This window comes from Steroidobacter cummioxidans (assembly GCF_003104955.1).
In genome coordinates this window covers 168,274-187,037 of sequence record NZ_LSRW01000004.1, presented here as the reverse complement: position 1 = coordinate 187,037, position 18,764 = coordinate 168,274, and the positions used below count along the sequence as shown (strand labels likewise).

Genomic DNA, 18,764 nt, shown 5'->3' with positions numbered 1-18,764 from the left:
TAACTTAAGCTAAGTCCGCGATTTTGCACGGGAAAAATTGGCCTCGATGCGATGCGGTGGGCTATGGTTCGCGTTCTCCGCACAGGACGGTTGACCTGACGAACTTTGTATGACAATACTACAAGCAAGTTCTCTTTCGGGTCTGCCTCAGTGAGCTGCGAACAAGCCGCCATGATTCGTGTCGATCGACGCCTGCAGTTGTGTGAGGCGGGCGAGGTTGCGCCCGGCGGCATGTTGCGAGTTCAGCCCGACGGCCTCGATCCCATCCTGGTATGCAACATCGACGGCAAGATCTACGCAGTCGACGACGAATGCACGCACGCGATCGCGTCGCTGTCCGAAGGACGGCTGCAAGGAAACATCGTGTTCTGTCCGCTGCATGGTGGCAGCTTCGATGTTTGCTCGGGCAAGGCGAAGAGCCTGCCGTGCAAGCAAGCGCTGCGCACCTGGCCGATCGAAGTGACCGACGGCAAGGTTTATTTGCTGCTGAAGAACTGAGTAACGGCGCTCGCCGACTGGCGCGACGAGCGCTGATTTATCTTCCTACCGCGTAGGCCTGCATCAGGCGCGGCGTGGCGGCAGCTCGCAATATTCCATCCGTCCCTCGCGACGCAGCTGTGAGCCTGCCAGCAGACCACTCCGGCGCGACCTTCACCTTGTGACCTCGGCTCTTCAACTCGGCGATCACCTTCTCGCCGTAGCTCTCCTCGATCACTGCCGTTCCTAACAGCGCCTCGCGCGGATAGAACGACGCAGGGAAGTGCACGCTATGGAACAGCGGCGCATCGATGGCCTGCTGCAGATCGAGCCCGTGATGGGTGTAACGCAACAGCAAGATCAACTGCCACTGATCCTGCTGATCGCCACCCGGCGTACCGCAGATCAATGACAAGCCGTCATCGCGCGTCGCCAGCGTCGGGGTGAGCGTGGTGCGCGGACGCTTCCCAGGCTCGAGACTGCCCGGCAGACCCGGCTCTAACCAGAACATCTGCGCGCGTGTATTCAGCGCAAAGCCCAGCTCGGGAATCGTCGGTGAGGATTGCGGCCAACCGCCCGACGGCGTGGCCGAAACCATGTTGCCGAAGCGATCGATCACATCGAAATGCACGGTGTCGCCGGGCTTCAGCGTTGGCTTCAGGTGCATCATCGTCGGCTCGCCTACGCCTAAACCTGCACTCTCGTTGCGAGCGATGCGAACCATGCTGAGACACTTCTGGACCTGCGCCTCGAACCCTGGCAATACGCCGGGCCGCAGCTCGTGCGAAGCACTTTGGCCAATCAGCTTGCGACGCTCGGCCGCGTAGCTCTCGCTTAGCAGCGCATCGACAGGGATCTGTGTGAAATTCGGATCGCCGTAGTACGCCTCGCGATCGGCGAATGCGAGTTTGAGCGCCTCGAGCACGAGGTGTACGAACTGAGGATCCGACGCTGGCAGCTTCGACAGGTCGTAGCCCGCGAGCAGCGATAACGCTTGTAACAACACCGGCCCTTGTCCCCAAGGCCCGGTTTTGTGGAAGGTCCAGTCGTGGTAGCGGTAGGTTTGCGGCGATTCGTAGCCAGCTTGCCATCGCGCCATGTCGTCGCCAGTGAGCAGGCCTTTGTGGCGCTCACCGCTGGCATCCATCAGTTCCTGCGTGCGACAGAAGCGATCGATGGCTTCTGCGACGAACCCGCTCGACCAAGCAGCGCGTGCGCGCTCGATCTGTTGCTCGCGAGTGCCCTCACCCGCCTCACTCAGAATTCTTCGCCACGTTGCCGCCAGCGTGGGATTGCGAAACAACTGATGCGGCGCCGGCACTTCATTGTTCGGCAACCAGATCGGCGCGGACGTTGGCCATTCGTTGCGGAAGGCATCGGCTACGTCTGCAATCGCGCGAGACACGCCAGGCAACAGCGGATGCCCCGCTGCGGCGTAATGAATCGCCGGCTCCAGCACATCGGCGAGACGCATGCTGCCGTGATCTCGAAGCAGCGTCATCCATGCATCGAACGAACCGGGCACGACGGCAGCAATCAATCCCGACCCGGGCACCATGTCGAGATTCATCGATCGCATGTGCTCGATCGTTGCCGCGGCGGGAGCTACTCCCTGACCGCACAGCACGGCTGGCTTGTCGTCGCGTGCCGAGCGAAAAATGATCGGCACCTCGCCGGCGGGGCCGCACAAATGCGGCTCGACGATTTGCAGCACGAAGCCGATGGCGACAGCCGCGTCGAATGCATTGCCGCCGCGCTCGAGCATCGCCATGCCCACGCCCGACGCGATCCAGTGCGTCGACGTGACGACGCCAAAGGTGCCGCGAATCTCCGGCCGAGTCGTGAACATCACGAACGCGTCAGGTGAGCGTCACGATTCTCGAACAGTTTCTGATCGGCGAAGCCCGCGGTCTCCGGCCGGCCGCGACCGAGCATGACCTGCAGGTACACCGGCTCGCTGGTCTCGTTCACATAGCCATGAATGACGCCCGGCGGACACGAGATCATTTCCCATTGCTGCAACTCCTTGCTCAGGCGCCGGCCATTCTCGTCTTCGATGAAGACGACGCAGCGACCTTGCAGCACGAAGAAGATTTCTTCGACTTCATGCGTATGCGGCGCATTGCCCTGTCCCGGCGGCACCAACATGATGGACAGCGTGAAATTGCCCGCAGGCACGATGTTGCTGTCGTCGTGCTTGCCCGATGCACCCGCACCGACGAAGCGGTGCTGCGCGCGACGATAGCCGTCGATGTTTGCATCCGAAAACGCATTCCAGTCCGGCACGCGGTCGGCGAAGCGCGCGATGTAACGATCCATGATCTGCTCGAGCGAAGCTCCAACCAGCTCGGGCGGGCGCGAATGACGGGCAACGGACATGGCTCAAGTCCTCTACAGAGTAGCGTTCGCATCGCGCAGGCTGTCGATCAGACAGGCGCGACGAATGAAGGCATCGTGCAATTCCGGATCGGCCGACTGGCGGCGAATGCTATCCAGCTTGCGCGCGCGCTCGACCGGATCCTTCTCGCCGAGCGTCTGCTTGTTCTGAATGCTCTGCGCCTGCACGTAATCGACTTGCGCTTTACGACGCTGACGAGTGTAACGATCGAACAGCGGCTGCGCGTCGGCACCTTCGAACCAGATGGTCTTCAGCTTGTCGGCGAGATTGATGGCGTCGTGGATACCGCCATTCATGCCCATGCCGCCGACCGGATTATTCACATGCGCCGCGTCGCCCGCGAGCAGCACGCGGCCGTGATTGAACGTGGCAGCCACGCGCTGATGAACTTTGTACAGCGCGATCGTTGCGATCTCATATCGACCAGGCTTCGGGCAGAACTTCTGCAAGCGCGCCTCGACGGCGTCGGGCGACAGCAACTCTTCGTCCGTTTGCTCCGGCAACGTCGGGCTCACCGCACGCCACATACCTTCGCCGGCTGCGCCGCGCGCCTTGAACAGGTTCAACCACTCGTCGGGGTCGGAGAAGTAATTGCGATTGCTGAGCTCGGGACGCAGCCCGAAGAAATCGAAACGCGTGTCGATCTTGAGGAAGCGCTCCGGCCAGGTGAAGCCGTCGAACTCGATCTCGGCGAGCTTGCGAATGGTGCTACGACCACCGTCGCAGCCGACCAGATAACGACCACTGAGCACATCGTTGCTGCCGTCCGGCAAGGTCACCGTGACATCGACCTTGTCGGCATCTTGAGCGATCGCGACAACGCGCGTCGACATCCGAATCTCGGCACCAGGATCGTTCGCAAGTCGCTGCAGCACCGTGCCGACGATCTTGTACTGCTCCCACTGCAGAACATAAGGATGCGCAGGCCGCTCGCGCATCGCTTCGATATCGAAACGACCTACCAGCTGACCGGTAACGCGATCGAGATAGTTGAAGACGGGGGAGACGAGACCTTGCTCGAGCCCGTCCTCCAGCAACCCGAGCTCGTCGAGCATCGCGACGGTGGGTGGATGGCAGGAAGCCGCCCGGCAATCGATCTCCGGCGCCGCCAGCGCCTCGACCAGCAGGACAGGAATGTCACGCTGCCGAAGCGCATACGCCAGGACGGCGCCAATCGGCCCGGCCCCGACAATGATGACCCGATCTGTACCCCGAGCTGTGCCCATGCATCGATCTTCCGCTGGCGATGCGGAGAGTGTAGCCGGGCATACTTTGTATGACAAACATAGAATCACACAAAGAGAAAGACCGGAGGACCGGTTCGCTTTGGGCGCAGTCCGTGGCGCCGCCTCTTATGTCACCCGGAACGACGCGATGCGGTCGCCCGCTCGGGTACTACAGCAGCGGCCGCAGCCTGCTCTTCCTCTTGCTTGATCTTGGCCACGATCGCCTTGCGCGCATTCGAAATGTGCGCGCCCATCGCTTTCGCCGCGGCTTCCGGATTCCGCTGGTTGATGGCTTCCATCAGGTTGTCCCATTCATGCATGCCATCTTCGAGACGATGCGGCTCGGCCATCGAGCGCATGCGCAGATAGTTGACGCGCGTCAGCAGCTGGCGCGCCATGTCGGCAATCACCTTGCTGCCCGAGCCATTGAGAATGGTCTCGTAAAATTCACCCGCCATGATGGCGAGCTCGCGCACGTCGCCCTTGTTGAGCACCTTGCGCAAATCCTTGTGGATGCGCGCCAGTTTCTTGACGGCATTGTCATCGGCGAGCATGACGAACCGCTGGACCGCCAGCGTCTCGAGCATCTCTCGCATGAGATAAATGTCCTCGGCGTCCTTGGACGAGACCACCGCGACAGTGATATTCCGTCGCTTGCCGACTTCGATCAGATTCTCGGCCTGCAACTGGCGCAAAGCTTCGCGCACCGAGGTGCGGCTGACGCCAAGCGCCTCGCACAGCTCACGCTCCACCAACCGCATGCCGGGCGGATACAGGCCTCGGCTGATGGCGTTACGGAGCTTGTCCAACGCGTGCTCGCGCACCAGCGTCGGGTTCTCAACAATTCGCAGATCCTGGTATTCCAAGGTCCTTCCTCGAGCTTACTTGCCGCTGATTTTACGCCACTGGCGCGGCGTCAGAGTAAACAGTCACGCCCCAAAGGCTGCGGCAAAATCATGGGAGTGCTGGCGTCGGGGGCGTGCACAAGCCGGCGATCGGCAGGGCTCCGCCAAGGCGGGCACATTGCACAATACTGTACGCGGTCAGCGCCGAAGTTTTCGGATTATCGGCCGCTGCACGCGCGAAAATATCGAATCGGAAATGGCCGAACGCGCCACGCGCCTCGATGCGGCCGAGCGGATCGCTTACGTTGCGCGAGGACACCAGCCGCACTCGGGTCGCGTCCATTCCCAATCCCACCAGGGCAATGGCCACGCCGACATTGACGTTCTTCGGATACGCCAGCGCCGCCTCGCGCGCCGAGCCCGCAAAGAATTCGCGCTCCGGCTCGGAATGGCTCAGATCGAGCACCTGCTCCGCCGCCGTTCCTCGCCAGGCATGCGGCGGCTTGAACGACGTGTAGATCACTTCATCCAGCCCCGCGAGCCGCGCGGCCAATATTCCATCGAGACCGGCGATCGCGCCCGCAGGTAACAACGCGCGCCCACCGCCCTGTTCCGCCGTGAGCAGCTCATTTCTGATCTGATCGTCCGCGAGCGCGCCGACCGACGAAATAATCACGTCGATCCCGGCCCGCAACAGAGGTGCCGCGAATTCCTTTACCGCAGAATGGCCGGCGCATTCCATCACGATCTGGGGGCGTGCCGCGATCAGAGCAGCCACATCGTGAACGGCATGCGGCGCCTCGCGACCGGGCCGGACCAGCACCGCTTTCAGGGTCTCGGTCTCCCCGAGTTTCTCGAGGCCGGTCATAACCTCACGGCCCATGGCGCCGAAACCGATCATGCCCAGGCGCAGATTACGTTGCATCGCAAGCCTCGTCAGCGCCGCCCGTCGGGCGGTATTTGATAATATTGTATGATCATACTACCTTAATGACCTCCCTTCACCCGGACTACAGGCCATGACAGAGCGCGTCCCGGTAGCAATCATCGGCTCCGGCAATATCGGCACGGACCTGATGATCAAGATCCTGCGCACCAGCCGCACCTTGCGGATGGCTGCCATGGTCGGCGTCGACCCCCAATCCGAAGGCCTCGCGCGAGCCCAGCGGCTCGGCGTCGCGACCACCGCGCAGGGCATCGACGGCTTGCTTGCCATGCCGGAATTCAAAGACGTGCGCCTGGTCTTCGACGCGACCTCCGCCGGCGCTCACAAACACCACGATTCGGTGTTGCGCGCACACGGCAAGACGCTGATTGATCTGACTCCAGCCGCAATCGGCCCCTTCGTCATCCCCCCGGTCAACGGCGAGCAGCATCTCGGCGCGCCGAATCTGAACATGGTGACCTGCGGCGGCCAGGCGACCATTCCCATCGTCGCTGCAGTCGGCAAAGTGGCACCGGTGCTGTACGCGGAGATCGTCGCGTCGATCGCCAGCAAATCCGCCGGCCCCGGCACGCGAGCAAACATTGATGAGTTCACTGAGACCACGGCACGAGCCATCGAACAGGTAGGCGGGGCGCGGCACGGTAAGGCCATCATCGTGCTGAATCCCGCCGAGCCTCCGCTGGTGATGCGCGATACGGTGTACTGCCTCACCGCGCTAGCCGACGAAAGCGCGATCGAAGCGTCAGTGCAGGCCATGGTCTCGGAAGTGCAAAGTTACGTTCCAGGGTATCGCCTGAAACAACGAGTGCAGTTCGAGCGCGTCGGCCCCGGCATAAAGCTGCCGTTCGAGGGTATCGATGAAACGTTTGTCGGACTCAAAGTCAGCGTATTCCTGGAAGTGGAAGGCGCTGCACACTACCTGCCGGCCTACGCAGGCAATCTCGACATCATGACGTCCGCTGCACTGCGCACCGCCGAGCGCGTGGCCCTCAATCTCCGCGCGGAGATCGCTGCATGAGCCCGACCAGCAAGCTCTACATTCAAGATGTGACCTTGCGCGATGGCATGCACGCCATCCGCCATCAGTACAGCATCGAACACGTCAAGAACATTGCTCGAGCGCTGGATGAAGCGCGTGTCGACGCGATCGAAGTCGCGCACGGCGACGGCCTCGCCGGCTCATCGTTCAACTATGGCTTCGGCAAGCACACCGATTGGGAATGGATCGAAGCTGTCGCCGAAGTGATCCAGCACGCCAAGCTCACGACCTTGCTGCTGCCGGGCATCGGCACCGTTCACGACTTGCGCCACGCGTTCGATCTGGGCGTGCGCTCGGTTCGCATCGCCACTCACTGCACCGAAGCGGATGTTTCTCAGCAGCACATCGAATACGCGCGCAATCTCGGCATGGATGTCTCAGGCTTCCTGATGATGAGCCACATGAGCCCGCCGGAGCAGCTGGCCGCGCAGGCGAAGCTGATGGAAAACTACGGCGCGCACTGCGTGTATGTCACCGATTCGGGCGGCGCCATGACGATGGACGACACCGCCGCTCGCTTCCAGGCCTACGATCGTGTGCTGAAGCCGGAGACTCAGCGCGGCATTCACGCGCATCACAATCTGAGCCTTGGTGTCGCAAATTCCATTCTCGCCGTGAAGAACGGCGCGATCCGCATCGATGCCAGCCTCGCTGGCATGGGCGCAGGCGCCGGCAACGCCCCGCTGGAGGTTTTCATCGCCGCTGCCGATGTTTACGGATGGCAGCACGGCTGCGATCTGTTCAAGCTGATGGACGCTGCGGAGGATCTGGTTCGCCCGTTGCAGGACCGGCCGGTGCGCGTCGATCGCGAGACGCTGACGCTTGGTTATGCCGGCGTGTATTCCTCCTTCCTGCGCCACGCCGAAAAGGCCGCGGCGACGTATGGCCTCGACACTCGCACCATCCTGGTCGAGCTCGGCCGGCGTCGCATGGTCGGCGGCCAGGAAGACATGATCACCGACGTCGCGCTCGATCTCGTTCGGGCCCGCGACGTCGCAGCGACGTAATAGATCTGTCCCCCTTTTGGAATAAGAGACGTTCGAGATTCCTATGGCCGCCAATCCGAAGCCAGCAGTTCCACCCAGCCAGAGCTATCAGACCATTACCGCCGATCGGTTGACGCCGACCATCGGCGCCATCATCTCGGGCATCGATCTGAGCAAGCCGCTGAGCGAGCAGCAGATCGCCGATCTGAATCAGGCCATCGCCGACCACCAGGTGATTTTCTTCCGCAACCAGGCACTCGATCCGCCGTCGCTGAAGCGCGTCGGCCAGTACTTCGGCGAGCTGCAGATCCACGCGCTGCAGGGCCTGCCGGATCATCCGGAAGTGCGCAAACTGCAGGCCGATGGGAACTCGAAGCACGTCGCCGGTGAGGAATGGCACACCGACATGTCGTGCGCGACGATTCCGCCGATGGGCAGCATCCTTTACTTGCACACGCTGCCGACCATGGGTGGCGACACGGTGTTCGCAAGCATGTATGCCGCTTACGATGCGCTGTCGGATCGCATGAAGGCTTACCTCGAAGGTCTCACCGCGACTCACGACGGCAAGCTGGCGTTCGGTCGCTTCAATCCGGACGGAAAATTCCCGGTCGCGGTACATCCGGTCATCCGCACGCATCCGGTCACGGGCCGCAAAGTGCTGTTCGTGAACAAAGGCTTTACCGCGCGCATCAATGAAGTGCCCGATGCGGAAAGCGCCGCGATCCTGCAGTTCCTGTTCCATCACTGCGAGAACGCGTACTTCCAGGTGCGCTTCCGCTGGGAGCCGCATTCGGTCGCGTTCTGGGACAACCGTTGCACGCAGCATCTGGCGATCTGGGATTACTTCCCGCAGCTGCGCTCGGGCTTCCGCGTGCAGATCGCGGACAAGGGCGGACCGAAAGAATCCGCCTGACGCTGAACCGTTCTCTCTGAGGCTGGGCCCGGGGTCGCGAGACCTCGGGCCTTTTTTTATTGCTCAGGTGACGGAGATCGGACCGCCACGAGCGCGCTCGCCATACGGCCGCAACATCAGCACCAGCACGATCGCCAGCACACACAGCGGCACGCCGAGCGCGAGGATGGATTGGTACGAGCCCGTGGAGTCGTACACGGCACCAAACGCCAGTGGGCTCAGGCTCATCGCAACCATCACCGCCGAGAACATCGCACCGAAAATCTGCGCGAAGTTCTTCAAGCCGAAGTAGCGACTGGTGAGATACGCGAGCATGTCCACTTCCGCGCCCAGGCTCAGACCGAGCATGATGGCGGCGACAGTGAACACCCAGACCGGCAACGGCGCGGACAACAGACCGAGACCGATCGCCGACAGGCTGAAGAACACGAAGGCGATGCGTCGAGCATCGTGTCGATCGACCAGGAAACCGATCAGCAAGCGCCCACCGAACGCCGACCAGCCAAACGCCGACGCCAGCCACGACGCCTGACTCACCGACACGCCGCGATCCTGAAGCATCGGCACCATGTGCGGAATCAGTCCGTACAGCACGAACGCCAGACCCGAGAAGATCGTAATCAAGCTCCAGAAATCCCGGCGCCGCATGGCCTCGGGCAGCGTGTCGCCGCTCGCAGCAGGCTGCTGATCTGCAGGCACGTCCGAGGCCGCGCCGTCGGGATGCAAACCCAGGGACTGCGGCTTCTCGTGCAGCAGGAACACGACCATCGGCAACGTGAACAGCAACATGATCAAGCCGAGGCCGAAATAGCCACCGCGCCAGCCATAGTGCGAAACGAATTCCTGCGTGATGAGTGGCACGTAGCCGAAGCCCAGCCCGGTGCCGCTACCGGCAATGCCGATCGCAAGCCCGCGTCGACGATCGAACCACGCCGTCAGCACACGCATGTAAGGCACGCTGTTCGTGCCCACTGCGATCGTGCCCATCGCCACATACAGCGCGATGAACTGCCAGTAGCTGCTGATCATCGACGCCGCCAGAAAACACAGACCGAAGATGACGATCGACGGCACCAGAACCTGCTTCACGCCGAACCGGTCGACCAGCCGCCCCATGAACGGCAACGACACCGCCGTGCACAACATCATCACCGACACGGCCGCACTGATCGCCGTGCGACTCCAGCCGAACTCTTCGCCGATCGGTCCGCCCAAAAGAAACAAGGACGACAGGCCGAACGCGGCCGGTCCGGTGGAAATGCCGAGCAGGCACACCACCACAGTGACCCAGCCGCGCACGAAGACGGGCTCGGACGGGGCTTTGGAAAGAGTCTGTGCTTCAGCTTCAGCCATGGAGGGTCGCGACCGGTAGAAAAACAAAAAAAGCGGCCGCCCCTGCAGGAGCGGCCGCCGCATTCGCCAACTAACTCATCAACTCAGAAACGGGTCGAAACACGCAGACCCGCCGTCAGAGGCCGCGCGGTGTAGACGCGGTAACCGTCGCCGGTCACGCGCAGACCCAGATCCGGCACTTCGTTGGTGATGTTATCGACGAAGATGCCCGTATCCCAAGCGCCATAACGCACGCCGACGCGCACGCCCATCATGAAGTAGTCATCCAGCACCTGATAGTTGCTCGGACCGAACGTGCTGTTGAACGCCGTGAACGACTCGCTCCGATAGTTGAAGTTGGTGCTCGCATAGCCGGTGACCTCGGACGAGAACGGAATCTCGTACTGCGCCGAGCCCGCCAGCGCCCACTTCGGGCTGTACGGAATGCGATCGCCCTCGAAGCCGTACGGCGGCTGCGCCGGATTCGGATCATCGTCCGTCGGCGCCGGAATTGGCGGCCTGGGCATGTCCTCGGACAGACGCGAATCGGTGAACGTCGCGCCGAAGGTCAAGCTCAGGCGATCCGTGGGCTGAGCATTGATCTGCAGCTCCACGCCGTTGACATAGCTCTTACCGGCGTTGCCGATGAACGCGAAGATGGCGTTCGGATCCTGCAGCGAGATCTGCTGATCCGACCAGTCGATGCGATACACGGACAACTCGGCGTAGAGCGCACGATTGAACATGTAGCTCTTCACGCCCACCTCGTAGTTCCACAGCGTGTCCGAATCGTACTTCGCCGGCACGAACACGTTGCGGTTGGCGGCCGAACGCCAATCGTTCACGCCGCCAGGACGGAAGCCCGAAGAGATGCGCGTATAGAACGTCGTGTCATCGGTCGCCGCATATGCCAGCGCGAAGTTGTAGCTCAACTCATCTTCGCTGACCGTCTCACTGAGCAGCACTCGAGGGACGGCCTGCGGCGGACGCGCCAGCTCCTGCGTTTCGATCTTGCCTTCGAAGATGTCCGCGTCGTAGTAGCGGATGCCAACCGTGCCGGTCCACTTCTCGGCGAACTGGTATTCGACTTCGGTGAACAGCGCGAACTGGTCGATGTTGGTCTGGTTGATGGCCGAATTGATGTCGTTCGAGGCGAAGCCGTTGGCAACGCAATCCTCGTGGAAGCGGCAGGGAGCGACGCCGCTGTTATCCCGCACCAGCAAGGCGGCGTTGTGAATCTGCGAGTCGAGCTCGGCGTAGAACGCACCGGCGACGATCTGGAACGGGCCGTCGAACGAGGACGCGAAGCGCACTTCCGAGGACCAGTTGGAAATATCCTGACCCTGGTGATACGCGAGATCGAACGGCACGCCGAAGAAGCGCGCGGTCGGCGTACTGTCACGCGAGAAATACAGCTCGCGATCCATGTACGAGCTGGTCGCGGTGAAGGTACCGAAGTCGGTGGTGTAGTCCGCCACCAGGCTGAACAGCTTGGTCTCGTCTTCGTACGGTTCGAGCGTCGGAGAAATGTTCTGATAGTCGGGCTGGCCGAACTCGAAGTACTGCGAGCCGTCGGCCTTGGTCTCCTGATACAAGCCGGTCGCGGTGACCTTCAACGCATCGGTGACCTGCGACGCCAGGATCAGTCGTCCGCCCCAGATGCTCTGGTCGTTGACGTTTTCTTTGTAACCGGCCGAGCTGCGCTGATCGATGTAGCCGCCGCCGCTGTCGCCCCACACCACGGCGCGCGCGCCGAGCTTGTCCTGGATCAGGGGCACGTTCGCCATGAACTCGCCCTGATACAGCTCGTTGCCATCCTTCACGGAAGCCGCCGAACCGCTGAAGCCGAACAAGGACTGCGACAGATCCGGCTTGTTGGTGATGAAACGCACCGTACCGCTCATCGACCCGGCACCGAACAGCGTGCCTTGCGGGCCCTTGAGGATTTCGATGCGCTCCATGTCGTGCAGCTGGATGTTCGGCTGATTGTCGCTGCCGCCATCCAGACCGAGACCGGTGATGACCGCTTCGTCGAAGTACAGGCCGACCGTGGGCTTGCCCGACGAGGAGATGCCGCGGACGATGATCTGGTTGTCGCCGACGCCGCGGTTGTTGACCTGGATGGACGGATCCAAGCGCGTGAAGCTTTCCAACGAGAACGACTGGCTCTCGCTGATAGCGCTGCCGCTCACGGCAGCAATGGCCGCTGGGGTGTCCTTCATCGTCGTTTCGCGCTTCGTTGCGGTAACGACGATCTCCTCGACGACTGCCTCCTGCGCATTCGCGACAGTAACTGCGGCGGTCGCCGCCAGCGCGACGGCGTGGCCGATCCGGAAGGCGACCCGGCCACCTAGCCGATTAGTGCTGACTCTCATGCAAGCTCCTCAAAGTTAAGTGATGCTTCGGCACCACACATCCCCACAACCACGAAAACGATTCCAACTTGAGCCAAATGCAACTTGCATACCACCATTCGAACCGATAATACGATGGTATTTTTGTATGATGTATGACGATCATAGAGAGGCAGGCGATGATAATTCAAGCCTGTCTCGTGCCAGTCGCACGGCAAAAATGGTGCATGACGCGGGGTCTCGTGCACCTTTGTTGTTCCGGCGACCAGCCGGCGAGAATTCTTAAACCAAGTGAATCGAGAGGAAAGCCCGTGCAGTCCACAATAAAAGTCCCTGTGCTATTGGGGGCAATCGCGCACTTGCTGTGCTTTGTAGCGTCATTTGCGACAAGCAGTAGCGCGCACGCATCGCAACCCCTGGCTCCGTCGGCCGCGCTCGATGCCGGACTCAGCGGCGCACTTCCCTGCGAGCGGCTGGTTGAAGAGGATTTTAAGAACACCTTCGAGGCGCCGCTCTCGGTGCTTTCGGCAAAGCTGGTGCCGGCGAAGGACGGCACCGCCGAGTACTGCGCCGTCACTGGCGTCATTCAGCCGCAGATTCAGTTCGAGGTGCGCCTGCCGAGCAAGAGCTGGAACGGCCGCTACTTTCAGGTGGGCTGCGGCGGCTTCTGCGGCGTCATCAGCATCAACAACTGCGCCGATGCGCTCGCCGACAACTTCGTCGTCGCCGCACACAACATGGGGCACGTCGGACTGGTCGTCAAAGATCCTGTCTGGGGGAGCGATCCTGCGCTCCGCGAAGACTACGCTGGCCGTTCCACGCATTTGATGTCCGTTGCCGGTAAGGCATTGGCTGAACGTTACTACGGCAAGCGCCCGGCGCGCTCCTATTTTCGCGGCTGCTCCACCGGCGGCCGTGAAGGCTTGACCGAAGCACAACGCTATCCCGACGACTTCGACGGCATCATCGCGGGTGACCCCGCATTCCCCGGCCGCCTCGGCGCGATCGCGAACAACTGGGATGCACAGAAGCTGTTGCGTGATGACGGCTCCGAAGTCTTCACGCCCGCCAAGCTCGAGGTGCTGAATGCAGGTGTCATGAAATCGTGTGACAAACTCGACGGCCTGGCCGACGGCATTCTCACCGATCCGCGCGCGTGCAAGTTCGATCCCGCCAGGCTCCAGTGCAAGAACGGCGATGGCCCGGATTGTTTGACCGCCGAGCAAGTGGCCGCCGCGAAGGCGCTTTACAGTGGACCGATCAACAGCAAGGGCGAGAAGCTGATGCCCGGCGCGACGCCTTACGGCAGCGAGCTCTCATGGAGCGGCGCAGGCCGCCGCTCGCTGGCGGAAGGCTATCTGCGCTATCTCGCGTTCCCGACCAATCCGCCGGCCGATTACAACTATCGCACCTTCAACTTCGATACCGACGTTGAGAAGTCGGAAGAAATGGCGGCCCTGTATGATCCCGTCGCGCCTCATGAAGCGCCGGACCTGCGCGAGTTCGAACAGCGCGGCGGCAAGCTCATCGTTTATCACGGCTGGGCCGACGCTGGTGTTTCACCGATGGCCATGCTCGATTATTACGCTCACGTGACATCGCGTCAGGGCGGCGGCGAGAAAGTGCGCGAATGGTTCCGGGTGTTCATGGTCCCCGGCATGTTCCATTGCCGCGGCGGCAACGCGCCGAATACGTTCGAGCTGTTGCCCGAACTGGTGAAGTGGGTGGAGCAAGGCCAGGCCCCCGATCGCGTCGTCGCCACTCAGAGCGGCCCGCAAGGTGTGGTCCGCACTCGCCCGCTGTTCCCCTATCCGGCGTATGCGAAGTACAGCGGCAAGGGCGATGTGAATAGCGAGGCCAGCTGGGTCAAGGCATCGCCGAAGAAGGAGCCGGACGATCGGCTGGATTGGATTCGCGCTCCGAAGTAACCACCGAGAGAACGAGTCATCCTCAGTCTGCGCACAGGCGCGTGCGAAACTGCACGCGCCTGTGGCGTTGTCAGCTGCCTCTGCCCATCAGGCACAATGCGAGCAAAGGGGCCAAGTTGAAAAGCAGAATGCCGATCTTGTAGACGGCCATTCCGCCGTAGTGGATGGCATCAAAGGCGGCATCCGAGAGATGGAACCAGCGGCCATGCAGCCTGTGCATCCAGCTGCGCGCGAAGACGAATACGAGGAACCAAGCCAGCAAGATCGCATAGTTGACGAGCAGCGACCACAGCAAGAAGCGGCACAGGAAATCAGGATTCATGACGATCTCCTTTAGCGACCAACTACGCCCAGTTCATTGCCCCAACACCGACGTGCCGAACCATACATCCTCGTAGTTGGCTCCATCGATTGGAAATCGATATCAGGGCGGAAGTTCAAGATACTCTGCGACGGCAGGCAGATACTCTTCGAGTTCGGCTTCGGCACCGAGGGATTTGCACCGACCCACTCACAGACAGATTGCGACTTCGTCGTGCGATCCGTTAGGTGCGGTTAGGATTCATTCAGGGCGCGTCGGGCTCTGATCTCGAATGCCTGATCGATGAGCGCTTGCTGCTTTCGGCCCGAGGCTTTGTACAAGAAAATCACTTCGCCGTCTTCGGACACCCGACTCGGACCGTCCTTCTTGTTGTCGAGAAATACCACTTCTAGCGTTTCCGGATCGCCATCGGACGGGTATTCCCGCGAAGGCACTGCGAGCTCGGTCACTGCTGCAATCTTGGTACTCTGCATCAGCTCGATTTTCTTGTTTGCTATGGCCTGAGCCGTGGGCTCGGCAGCCAACACCGTGGCAGAAGAGAGCAACAGAACACCGCACATCAGACGACGCATCGTTCTTTCCTTTTGAAACTTGCTAGCTGACCATCGCAACGGGCATTGCTCCGATCATCACGGCGACGACCATGAGCAACACGAAGGCAACCAGCTTTGCGAAAGCCGCAAGCCGCTGCCCCCTCTGTCGACTGCGCAGCAAATAGTACGGCACAGCCAGAAAACCCACTGCAATTATCGCAACGTTCAACAGTGGCGAGCGGCGATAGGATCTGGACACGCTATCCGCCCAGTACCACCAGAAAACCAGCAGCGAGCCCAGCATGGTTGTCACAATCACGGACCACTGAGGCTCAGCTATTCGCCGCGCATCCAGGAACGCGGCCATGCCGCCAAGCGCAGCGATGTACAGGAGCAGCAGGATCAAAATCTGGTTTGGCTTCATAGTTGTGCCTCCAACTCATTGTGGCCCAGCGCTGAGTTTTCGCCGCACGGAAAGGTCGGTTAGCAGCCACCTACGCCTCGCTTCGCCACCGAGGGAGCTGAGATTTCATGTTTCACCGCTACGAATCGAGTCGCGAAGGAGGGACTATCGCACTCGTACCCAGCACTGAAGCCGTCGATCACAACCACAGCTTCGCCGACAACCGTCTCGTGCTTGCCAGCAAGCACTTCAGCCGCGAGCTGTTCTCCGAGCAATCCGGCCGCGGCATCGGCGACATTCGTAACCCAGATCCTCTCCGCCCGCTCCGTCCATAGGACCTTCTCCTGGCTGTCATCACGCTCGTATACCCACCGCGTGAGATATGGAAGCGTAGCCTGCGCTTCTTGATTCGGCAGCAGGAACAGATGTGGATTCTGGCTGTATCCAGGATCATCGTCGCTGTTCCCGTCGAAGTAGACGAATCGGTATTTCGCGCTGATGGTGGCGCGACCTTGGTACTCGATGAAGTCTCGTTTTGCCCATTCGAGTGTTTCCGGCCCTGACGCCCGGAAGGGACTTTCTGGCGGAGTATGCGCGCTGTTTGGGGCGTCGTCCGCGACCGCGGCTGAGATCAGGCACAGCCCGACGAAGAGCGAGCGAAGGTATCCGATCATGTTTCCTGTTTCCCCCGTTGACACCCATCCGTGCGCGTCTTCGCACGCAAGCCCGAAGACAATAGTCTGCCTGATCTGGTTCTAACCGAGGGGACCAGATGCTCGCCGAAGTTGCGACCGGGTTCCCACAGAAATCGCGATGCTGCCTATTCTGCGAATGGGCTGGTTGCCAGATCGGTCGTAACCTGAGGAATGGCGAGGCCGATATCCCTAGGGCCACCTATATCGTGATTCGGCAAAGGAGCAGAGGGGGAGACAAGAATGAATGACATCATGCTTGCCCTGAAGAATCCTGCGTGGTGGGTGCTCACAGTCGTGGTCGGACTGGCACTGAATGCGGTTGCGCCCTTTGTGAATCGATGGATCGAGTCGGTTTGGGCGGCGCGATCGGAAAAGCGGCGACAGTTGGTATCGGCCGAAGATGCCGAGATCAAACAGACAGTCGCGGAACTGGCGTCCAACCCGACAGGCCTGATCGAGGTGCGGCTCGACACTATCTATTGGACGGTCCGAATCATCCTCATCCTCTGCATTTATTTGATGGCAATCCAGCTGTGTTTTTCGATTCCGATGCCGACCGTCCAACTGCTCGTTGCACCGCTGTCGCTGGCAGCGTTCTTTTCGATCATGGGACTGTGGAGAAAGTGCAAGCGAGGATCGCGAATTCATAGCGACCTGCAGCGGGAATTGAGGCACGCGGGGCATTCGGTATGATCTTCTCCCGCTCATGTCGTCCCCACTGCAGGACCCACAATGTCCCATCGCATCTTCACGATGAGTTTCTCGAAGGTTTACCCGCTCTACCTGCAGAAGGCGGAACGTAAGAAGCGCAGCAAACAGGAAGTGGACCAGATCATCTGCTGGTTGACTGGCTACAGCCAGGCGAAACTGCAGCGACAAATCGACAGAGAAATCGATTTCGCAACCTTCTTCGCCGAAGCGCCCGCCATGCACCCGAACAGCGCGCTCATCAAAGGCGTGGTGTGCGGCATCCGGGTGGAGGAAATAACAGATCCACTGATGCAGAAAATCCGCCACCTGGACAAGCTCATCGACGAACTCGCCAAGGGCAAGGCGCTCGACAAGATCCTGCGCTGAGAATGTTCTAGACTCGGGATGGCCGTAAGCGAGGCACGCATAAATAACAAGCCGGGCGAGACCTTCATCCCGCCCGGCTCTGGTCCGTCACGCGTTGCTCAACGCGTCACCAAAACCTTCTTCACCCAGCCGCCGCCGTTGCTGGATTCGATCTTCAGGTAGCCATCTTTCTCCTCGCCCATGAAGATCATCTCTTCGCCCTTCGACAGGGTTGCCACCGTCTTCGAGGCTTCGTTCGGCGATGAGTACACCTTGAGGTTGCCGAGCTTCGGCACGATGGTGTCGCCTTCGTTGAATACGGCGCCGCCCTTGGTCTTCTTGCCCGCCTCTTCGGCGAGCGTGCCGACATCGCGCTGCAGGCTCGGCTGATTGCGGACCGAGCGCACGATGTTGTTGTAGTTGTCCGCCAGGCTGGCCGCGATCACTTTGCCTTCATTGGTCTTGGTGTAACCACCGAGCGCGCCGGCGGCGCTACCGCCAAACAGCGTCGTGCCGAGGTTGAGGTCGGCCTTGCGAGAGTTGCCTTCGGCGGAAGCGACCTGAACGCCAGAGCGCGCGTCGGTCACGAGCATGCTGGTCTGCGCTTCCTTGAATTTCAGACCGCCGGCAACGGCGCCGATCGCACGGCCTTTGGAGCCAGGAATCAGACCGCCGAGCGCGCCACCGATGCCGCCTGAATCGTTCTCGGAAAACACCACGGCCGGAGTCAGCACGAAATCGGCGCTGACCATCTGGCCGCCGCCCATGTTCGAGCCCTGGCGCAGCTCGCCCGACTCCTGCAGGGCGCGCTCCTGCATCATGTTCTGCATGCCGATGCCGCGCTCCACGACTATGAAGCAGTTCGACTGCTGAACCATCATGCGGATCAGGCCGGTCGGCGACTGTAGGCCGTAACGGGACAGCGACTGCGAGACGTAATCCTGCGGCTCGACCACCGCGAGCGCCCCCATGGGCTTGTCACAATGTTCGATGCCGTCCTGCGCGCTCGCGCTGAACGGCAAGCTCAGCAACGCTAGCGAGGTGGCGACAGCAGCGCGGACGCCCCACGTCTTCACTCCTGAAACATGGGCCGAGACGGACTTCATAACTTTCTCCCAACGGACAAGCACTGGCGCCCGGAGTGCGCCGACGGTGCGAAATACTTGATTTCAAGCCGGTTTTAGCCGCCGGCCGCGATCTGAGCACGCAGTTCGGGGACGGTCAAGCAGACAGCTCCCACCTGCGCTCTGCCGGTCCTGTTCGTTGCCCGGTAGGTGGCGGTCCGCCATAGTCCACGCATCATTCCAG

General features: G+C 61.2%; 19 protein-coding genes. 7 read left to right on the top strand and 12 right to left on the bottom strand.

Translation table 11 applies throughout. From position 1 onward, the window contains the following. Positions 1–171 precede the first annotated feature (171 nt). Complete coding sequence (locus D0550_RS03220; RefSeq protein WP_116807758.1) at positions 172–498, top strand: non-heme iron oxygenase ferredoxin subunit; 327 nt, start codon at positions 172–174, stop codon at positions 496–498. Positions 499–535: 37 nt separating this feature from the next. Here D0550_RS03220 and D0550_RS03215 read toward each other — a convergent pair whose 3' ends face one another. From D0550_RS03215 to D0550_RS03195, 5 genes are all read right to left on the bottom strand, one after another. Further along, positions 536–2,326 (bottom strand): gamma-glutamyltransferase family protein, encoded by a 1,791-nt coding sequence (locus D0550_RS03215; RefSeq protein ID WP_116807651.1) that lies wholly within the window; start codon positions 2,324–2,326, stop codon positions 536–538. Next, a complete protein-coding gene (locus D0550_RS03210; RefSeq protein WP_116807650.1) occupies positions 2,326–2,856 on the bottom strand; it encodes a cupin domain-containing protein in 531 nt (176 codons plus the stop codon). Before D0550_RS03210 ends, D0550_RS03215 begins: the two co-directional genes overlap by 1 nt. 12 nt (positions 2,857–2,868) lie before the next feature. After that, positions 2,869–4,101: an FAD-dependent oxidoreductase gene (locus tag D0550_RS03205; RefSeq protein ID WP_116807649.1), complete on the bottom strand. Its 1,233-nt coding sequence runs from the start codon at positions 4,099–4,101 to the stop codon at positions 2,869–2,871. Positions 4,102–4,232: 131 nt separating this feature from the next. Further along, positions 4,233–4,967 carry a GntR family transcriptional regulator gene (locus D0550_RS03200; RefSeq protein ID WP_116807648.1) on the bottom strand — a complete coding sequence of 245 codons (735 nt, stop codon included), beginning with the start codon at positions 4,965–4,967 and terminating at the stop codon, positions 4,233–4,235. A gap of 88 nt (positions 4,968–5,055) precedes the next feature. After that, positions 5,056–5,871, bottom strand: coding sequence for an aspartate dehydrogenase (locus tag D0550_RS03195; protein WP_116807647.1), 816 nt, complete (start codon positions 5,869–5,871; stop codon positions 5,056–5,058). A 94-nt stretch (positions 5,872–5,965) separates the two neighbouring features. Here D0550_RS03195 and D0550_RS03190 point away from each other — a divergent pair, with 94 nt between their 5' ends. Genes D0550_RS03190 through D0550_RS03180 form a run of 3 tightly spaced genes read left to right on the top strand, consistent with a single transcriptional unit; the run spans position 5,966 to position 8,833 of the window. Beyond that, the gene (locus D0550_RS03190; RefSeq protein WP_116807646.1) at positions 5,966–6,910 is read left to right on the top strand and encodes an acetaldehyde dehydrogenase (acetylating); all 945 of its coding nucleotides are present in this window, start codon (positions 5,966–5,968) and stop codon (positions 6,908–6,910) included. After that, on the top strand, positions 6,907–7,938 hold the full coding sequence (gene dmpG / locus D0550_RS03185) for a 4-hydroxy-2-oxovalerate aldolase (protein ID WP_116807645.1): 1,032 nt from the start codon (positions 6,907–6,909) through the stop codon (positions 7,936–7,938). Before D0550_RS03190 ends, dmpG begins: the two co-directional genes overlap by 4 nt. Before the next feature lie 43 nt (positions 7,939–7,981). Further along, a complete protein-coding gene (locus tag D0550_RS03180) occupies positions 7,982–8,833 on the top strand; it encodes a TauD/TfdA dioxygenase family protein (RefSeq protein ID WP_116807644.1) in 852 nt (283 codons plus the stop codon). Between the two features lie 63 nt (positions 8,834–8,896). On the opposite strand, the gene D0550_RS03175 is transcribed toward D0550_RS03180, so the two are convergent. Both D0550_RS03175 and D0550_RS03170 read right to left on the bottom strand, forming a co-directional pair. Further along, on the bottom strand, positions 8,897–10,186 hold the full coding sequence (locus D0550_RS03175; RefSeq protein WP_116807643.1) for an MFS transporter: 1,290 nt from the start codon (positions 10,184–10,186) through the stop codon (positions 8,897–8,899). 83 nt (positions 10,187–10,269) lie between these two features. Continuing rightward, positions 10,270–12,540: a TonB-dependent receptor gene (locus tag D0550_RS03170; protein WP_116807642.1), complete on the bottom strand. Its 2,271-nt coding sequence runs from the start codon at positions 12,538–12,540 to the stop codon at positions 10,270–10,272. A 497-nt stretch (positions 12,541–13,037) separates the two neighbouring features. Between D0550_RS03170 and D0550_RS03165 the strand changes: the two genes are divergently transcribed. Then, positions 13,038–14,447, top strand: a complete 1,410-nt coding sequence (locus tag D0550_RS03165; RefSeq protein WP_206606064.1) for a tannase/feruloyl esterase family alpha/beta hydrolase — start codon at positions 13,038–13,040, stop codon at positions 14,445–14,447. Between the two features lie 70 nt (positions 14,448–14,517). On the opposite strand, the gene D0550_RS03160 is transcribed toward D0550_RS03165, so the two are convergent. From D0550_RS03160 to D0550_RS03145, 4 genes are all read right to left on the bottom strand, one after another. Beyond that, positions 14,518–14,769: a DUF6868 family protein gene (locus D0550_RS03160; RefSeq protein ID WP_116807640.1), complete on the bottom strand. Its 252-nt coding sequence runs from the start codon at positions 14,767–14,769 to the stop codon at positions 14,518–14,520. A gap of 233 nt (positions 14,770–15,002) precedes the next feature. Continuing rightward, the gene (locus D0550_RS03155) at positions 15,003–15,341 is read right to left on the bottom strand and encodes a hypothetical protein (protein ID WP_116807639.1); all 339 of its coding nucleotides are present in this window, start codon (positions 15,339–15,341) and stop codon (positions 15,003–15,005) included. A gap of 22 nt (positions 15,342–15,363) precedes the next feature. Continuing rightward, on the bottom strand, positions 15,364–15,726 hold the full coding sequence (locus D0550_RS03150; protein WP_116807638.1) for a hypothetical protein: 363 nt from the start codon (positions 15,724–15,726) through the stop codon (positions 15,364–15,366). Positions 15,727–15,785: 59 nt separating this feature from the next. Beyond that, on the bottom strand, positions 15,786–16,379 hold the full coding sequence (locus D0550_RS03145; protein WP_116807637.1) for a hypothetical protein: 594 nt from the start codon (positions 16,377–16,379) through the stop codon (positions 15,786–15,788). 261 nt (positions 16,380–16,640) lie between these two features. Between D0550_RS03145 and D0550_RS03140 the strand changes: the two genes are divergently transcribed. Both D0550_RS03140 and D0550_RS03135 read left to right on the top strand, forming a co-directional pair. Then, positions 16,641–17,093 carry a hypothetical protein gene (locus D0550_RS03140; protein WP_116807636.1) on the top strand — a complete coding sequence of 151 codons (453 nt, stop codon included), beginning with the start codon at positions 16,641–16,643 and terminating at the stop codon, positions 17,091–17,093. Positions 17,094–17,132: 39 nt separating this feature from the next. After that, a complete protein-coding gene (locus D0550_RS03135) occupies positions 17,133–17,477 on the top strand; it encodes a DUF2200 domain-containing protein (protein ID WP_116807635.1) in 345 nt (114 codons plus the stop codon). A 98-nt stretch (positions 17,478–17,575) separates the two neighbouring features. On the opposite strand, the gene D0550_RS03130 is transcribed toward D0550_RS03135, so the two are convergent. Next, positions 17,576–18,562 carry a CsgG/HfaB family protein gene (locus tag D0550_RS03130; RefSeq protein ID WP_116807634.1) on the bottom strand — a complete coding sequence of 329 codons (987 nt, stop codon included), beginning with the start codon at positions 18,560–18,562 and terminating at the stop codon, positions 17,576–17,578. Positions 18,563–18,764 lie beyond the last annotated feature (202 nt).

Coding starts and splice junctions, on each gene's coding strand:
- D0550_RS03205 (WP_116807649.1), bottom strand. CDS start 4,101: ATGGGCACAGCTCGGGGTACAGATCGGGTCATCATTGTCGGGGCCGGG.
- D0550_RS03170 (WP_116807642.1), bottom strand. CDS start 12,540: ATGAGAGTCAGCACTAATCGGCTAGGTGGCCGGGTCGCCTTCCGGATC.
- D0550_RS03135 (WP_116807635.1), top strand. CDS start 17,133: ATGTCCCATCGCATCTTCACGATGAGTTTCTCGAAGGTTTACCCGCTC.
- dmpG (WP_116807645.1), top strand. CDS start 6,907: ATGAGCCCGACCAGCAAGCTCTACATTCAAGATGTGACCTTGCGCGAT.
- D0550_RS03130 (WP_116807634.1), bottom strand. CDS start 18,562: ATGAAGTCCGTCTCGGCCCATGTTTCAGGAGTGAAGACGTGGGGCGTC.
- D0550_RS03155 (WP_116807639.1), bottom strand. CDS start 15,341: ATGCGTCGTCTGATGTGCGGTGTTCTGTTGCTCTCTTCTGCCACGGTG.
- D0550_RS03215 (WP_116807651.1), bottom strand. CDS start 2,326: ATGTTCACGACTCGGCCGGAGATTCGCGGCACCTTTGGCGTCGTCACG.
- D0550_RS03150 (WP_116807638.1), bottom strand. CDS start 15,726: ATGAAGCCAAACCAGATTTTGATCCTGCTGCTCCTGTACATCGCTGCG.
- D0550_RS03160 (WP_116807640.1), bottom strand. CDS start 14,769: ATGAATCCTGATTTCCTGTGCCGCTTCTTGCTGTGGTCGCTGCTCGTC.
- D0550_RS03210 (WP_116807650.1), bottom strand. CDS start 2,856: ATGTCCGTTGCCCGTCATTCGCGCCCGCCCGAGCTGGTTGGAGCTTCG.
- D0550_RS03195 (WP_116807647.1), bottom strand. CDS start 5,871: ATGCAACGTAATCTGCGCCTGGGCATGATCGGTTTCGGCGCCATGGGC.
- D0550_RS03175 (WP_116807643.1), bottom strand. CDS start 10,186: ATGGCTGAAGCTGAAGCACAGACTCTTTCCAAAGCCCCGTCCGAGCCC.
- D0550_RS03180 (WP_116807644.1), top strand. CDS start 7,982: ATGGCCGCCAATCCGAAGCCAGCAGTTCCACCCAGCCAGAGCTATCAG.
- D0550_RS03220 (WP_116807758.1), top strand. CDS start 172: ATGATTCGTGTCGATCGACGCCTGCAGTTGTGTGAGGCGGGCGAGGTT.
- D0550_RS03140 (WP_116807636.1), top strand. CDS start 16,641: ATGAATGACATCATGCTTGCCCTGAAGAATCCTGCGTGGTGGGTGCTC.
- D0550_RS03145 (WP_116807637.1), bottom strand. CDS start 16,379: ATGATCGGATACCTTCGCTCGCTCTTCGTCGGGCTGTGCCTGATCTCA.
- D0550_RS03190 (WP_116807646.1), top strand. CDS start 5,966: ATGACAGAGCGCGTCCCGGTAGCAATCATCGGCTCCGGCAATATCGGC.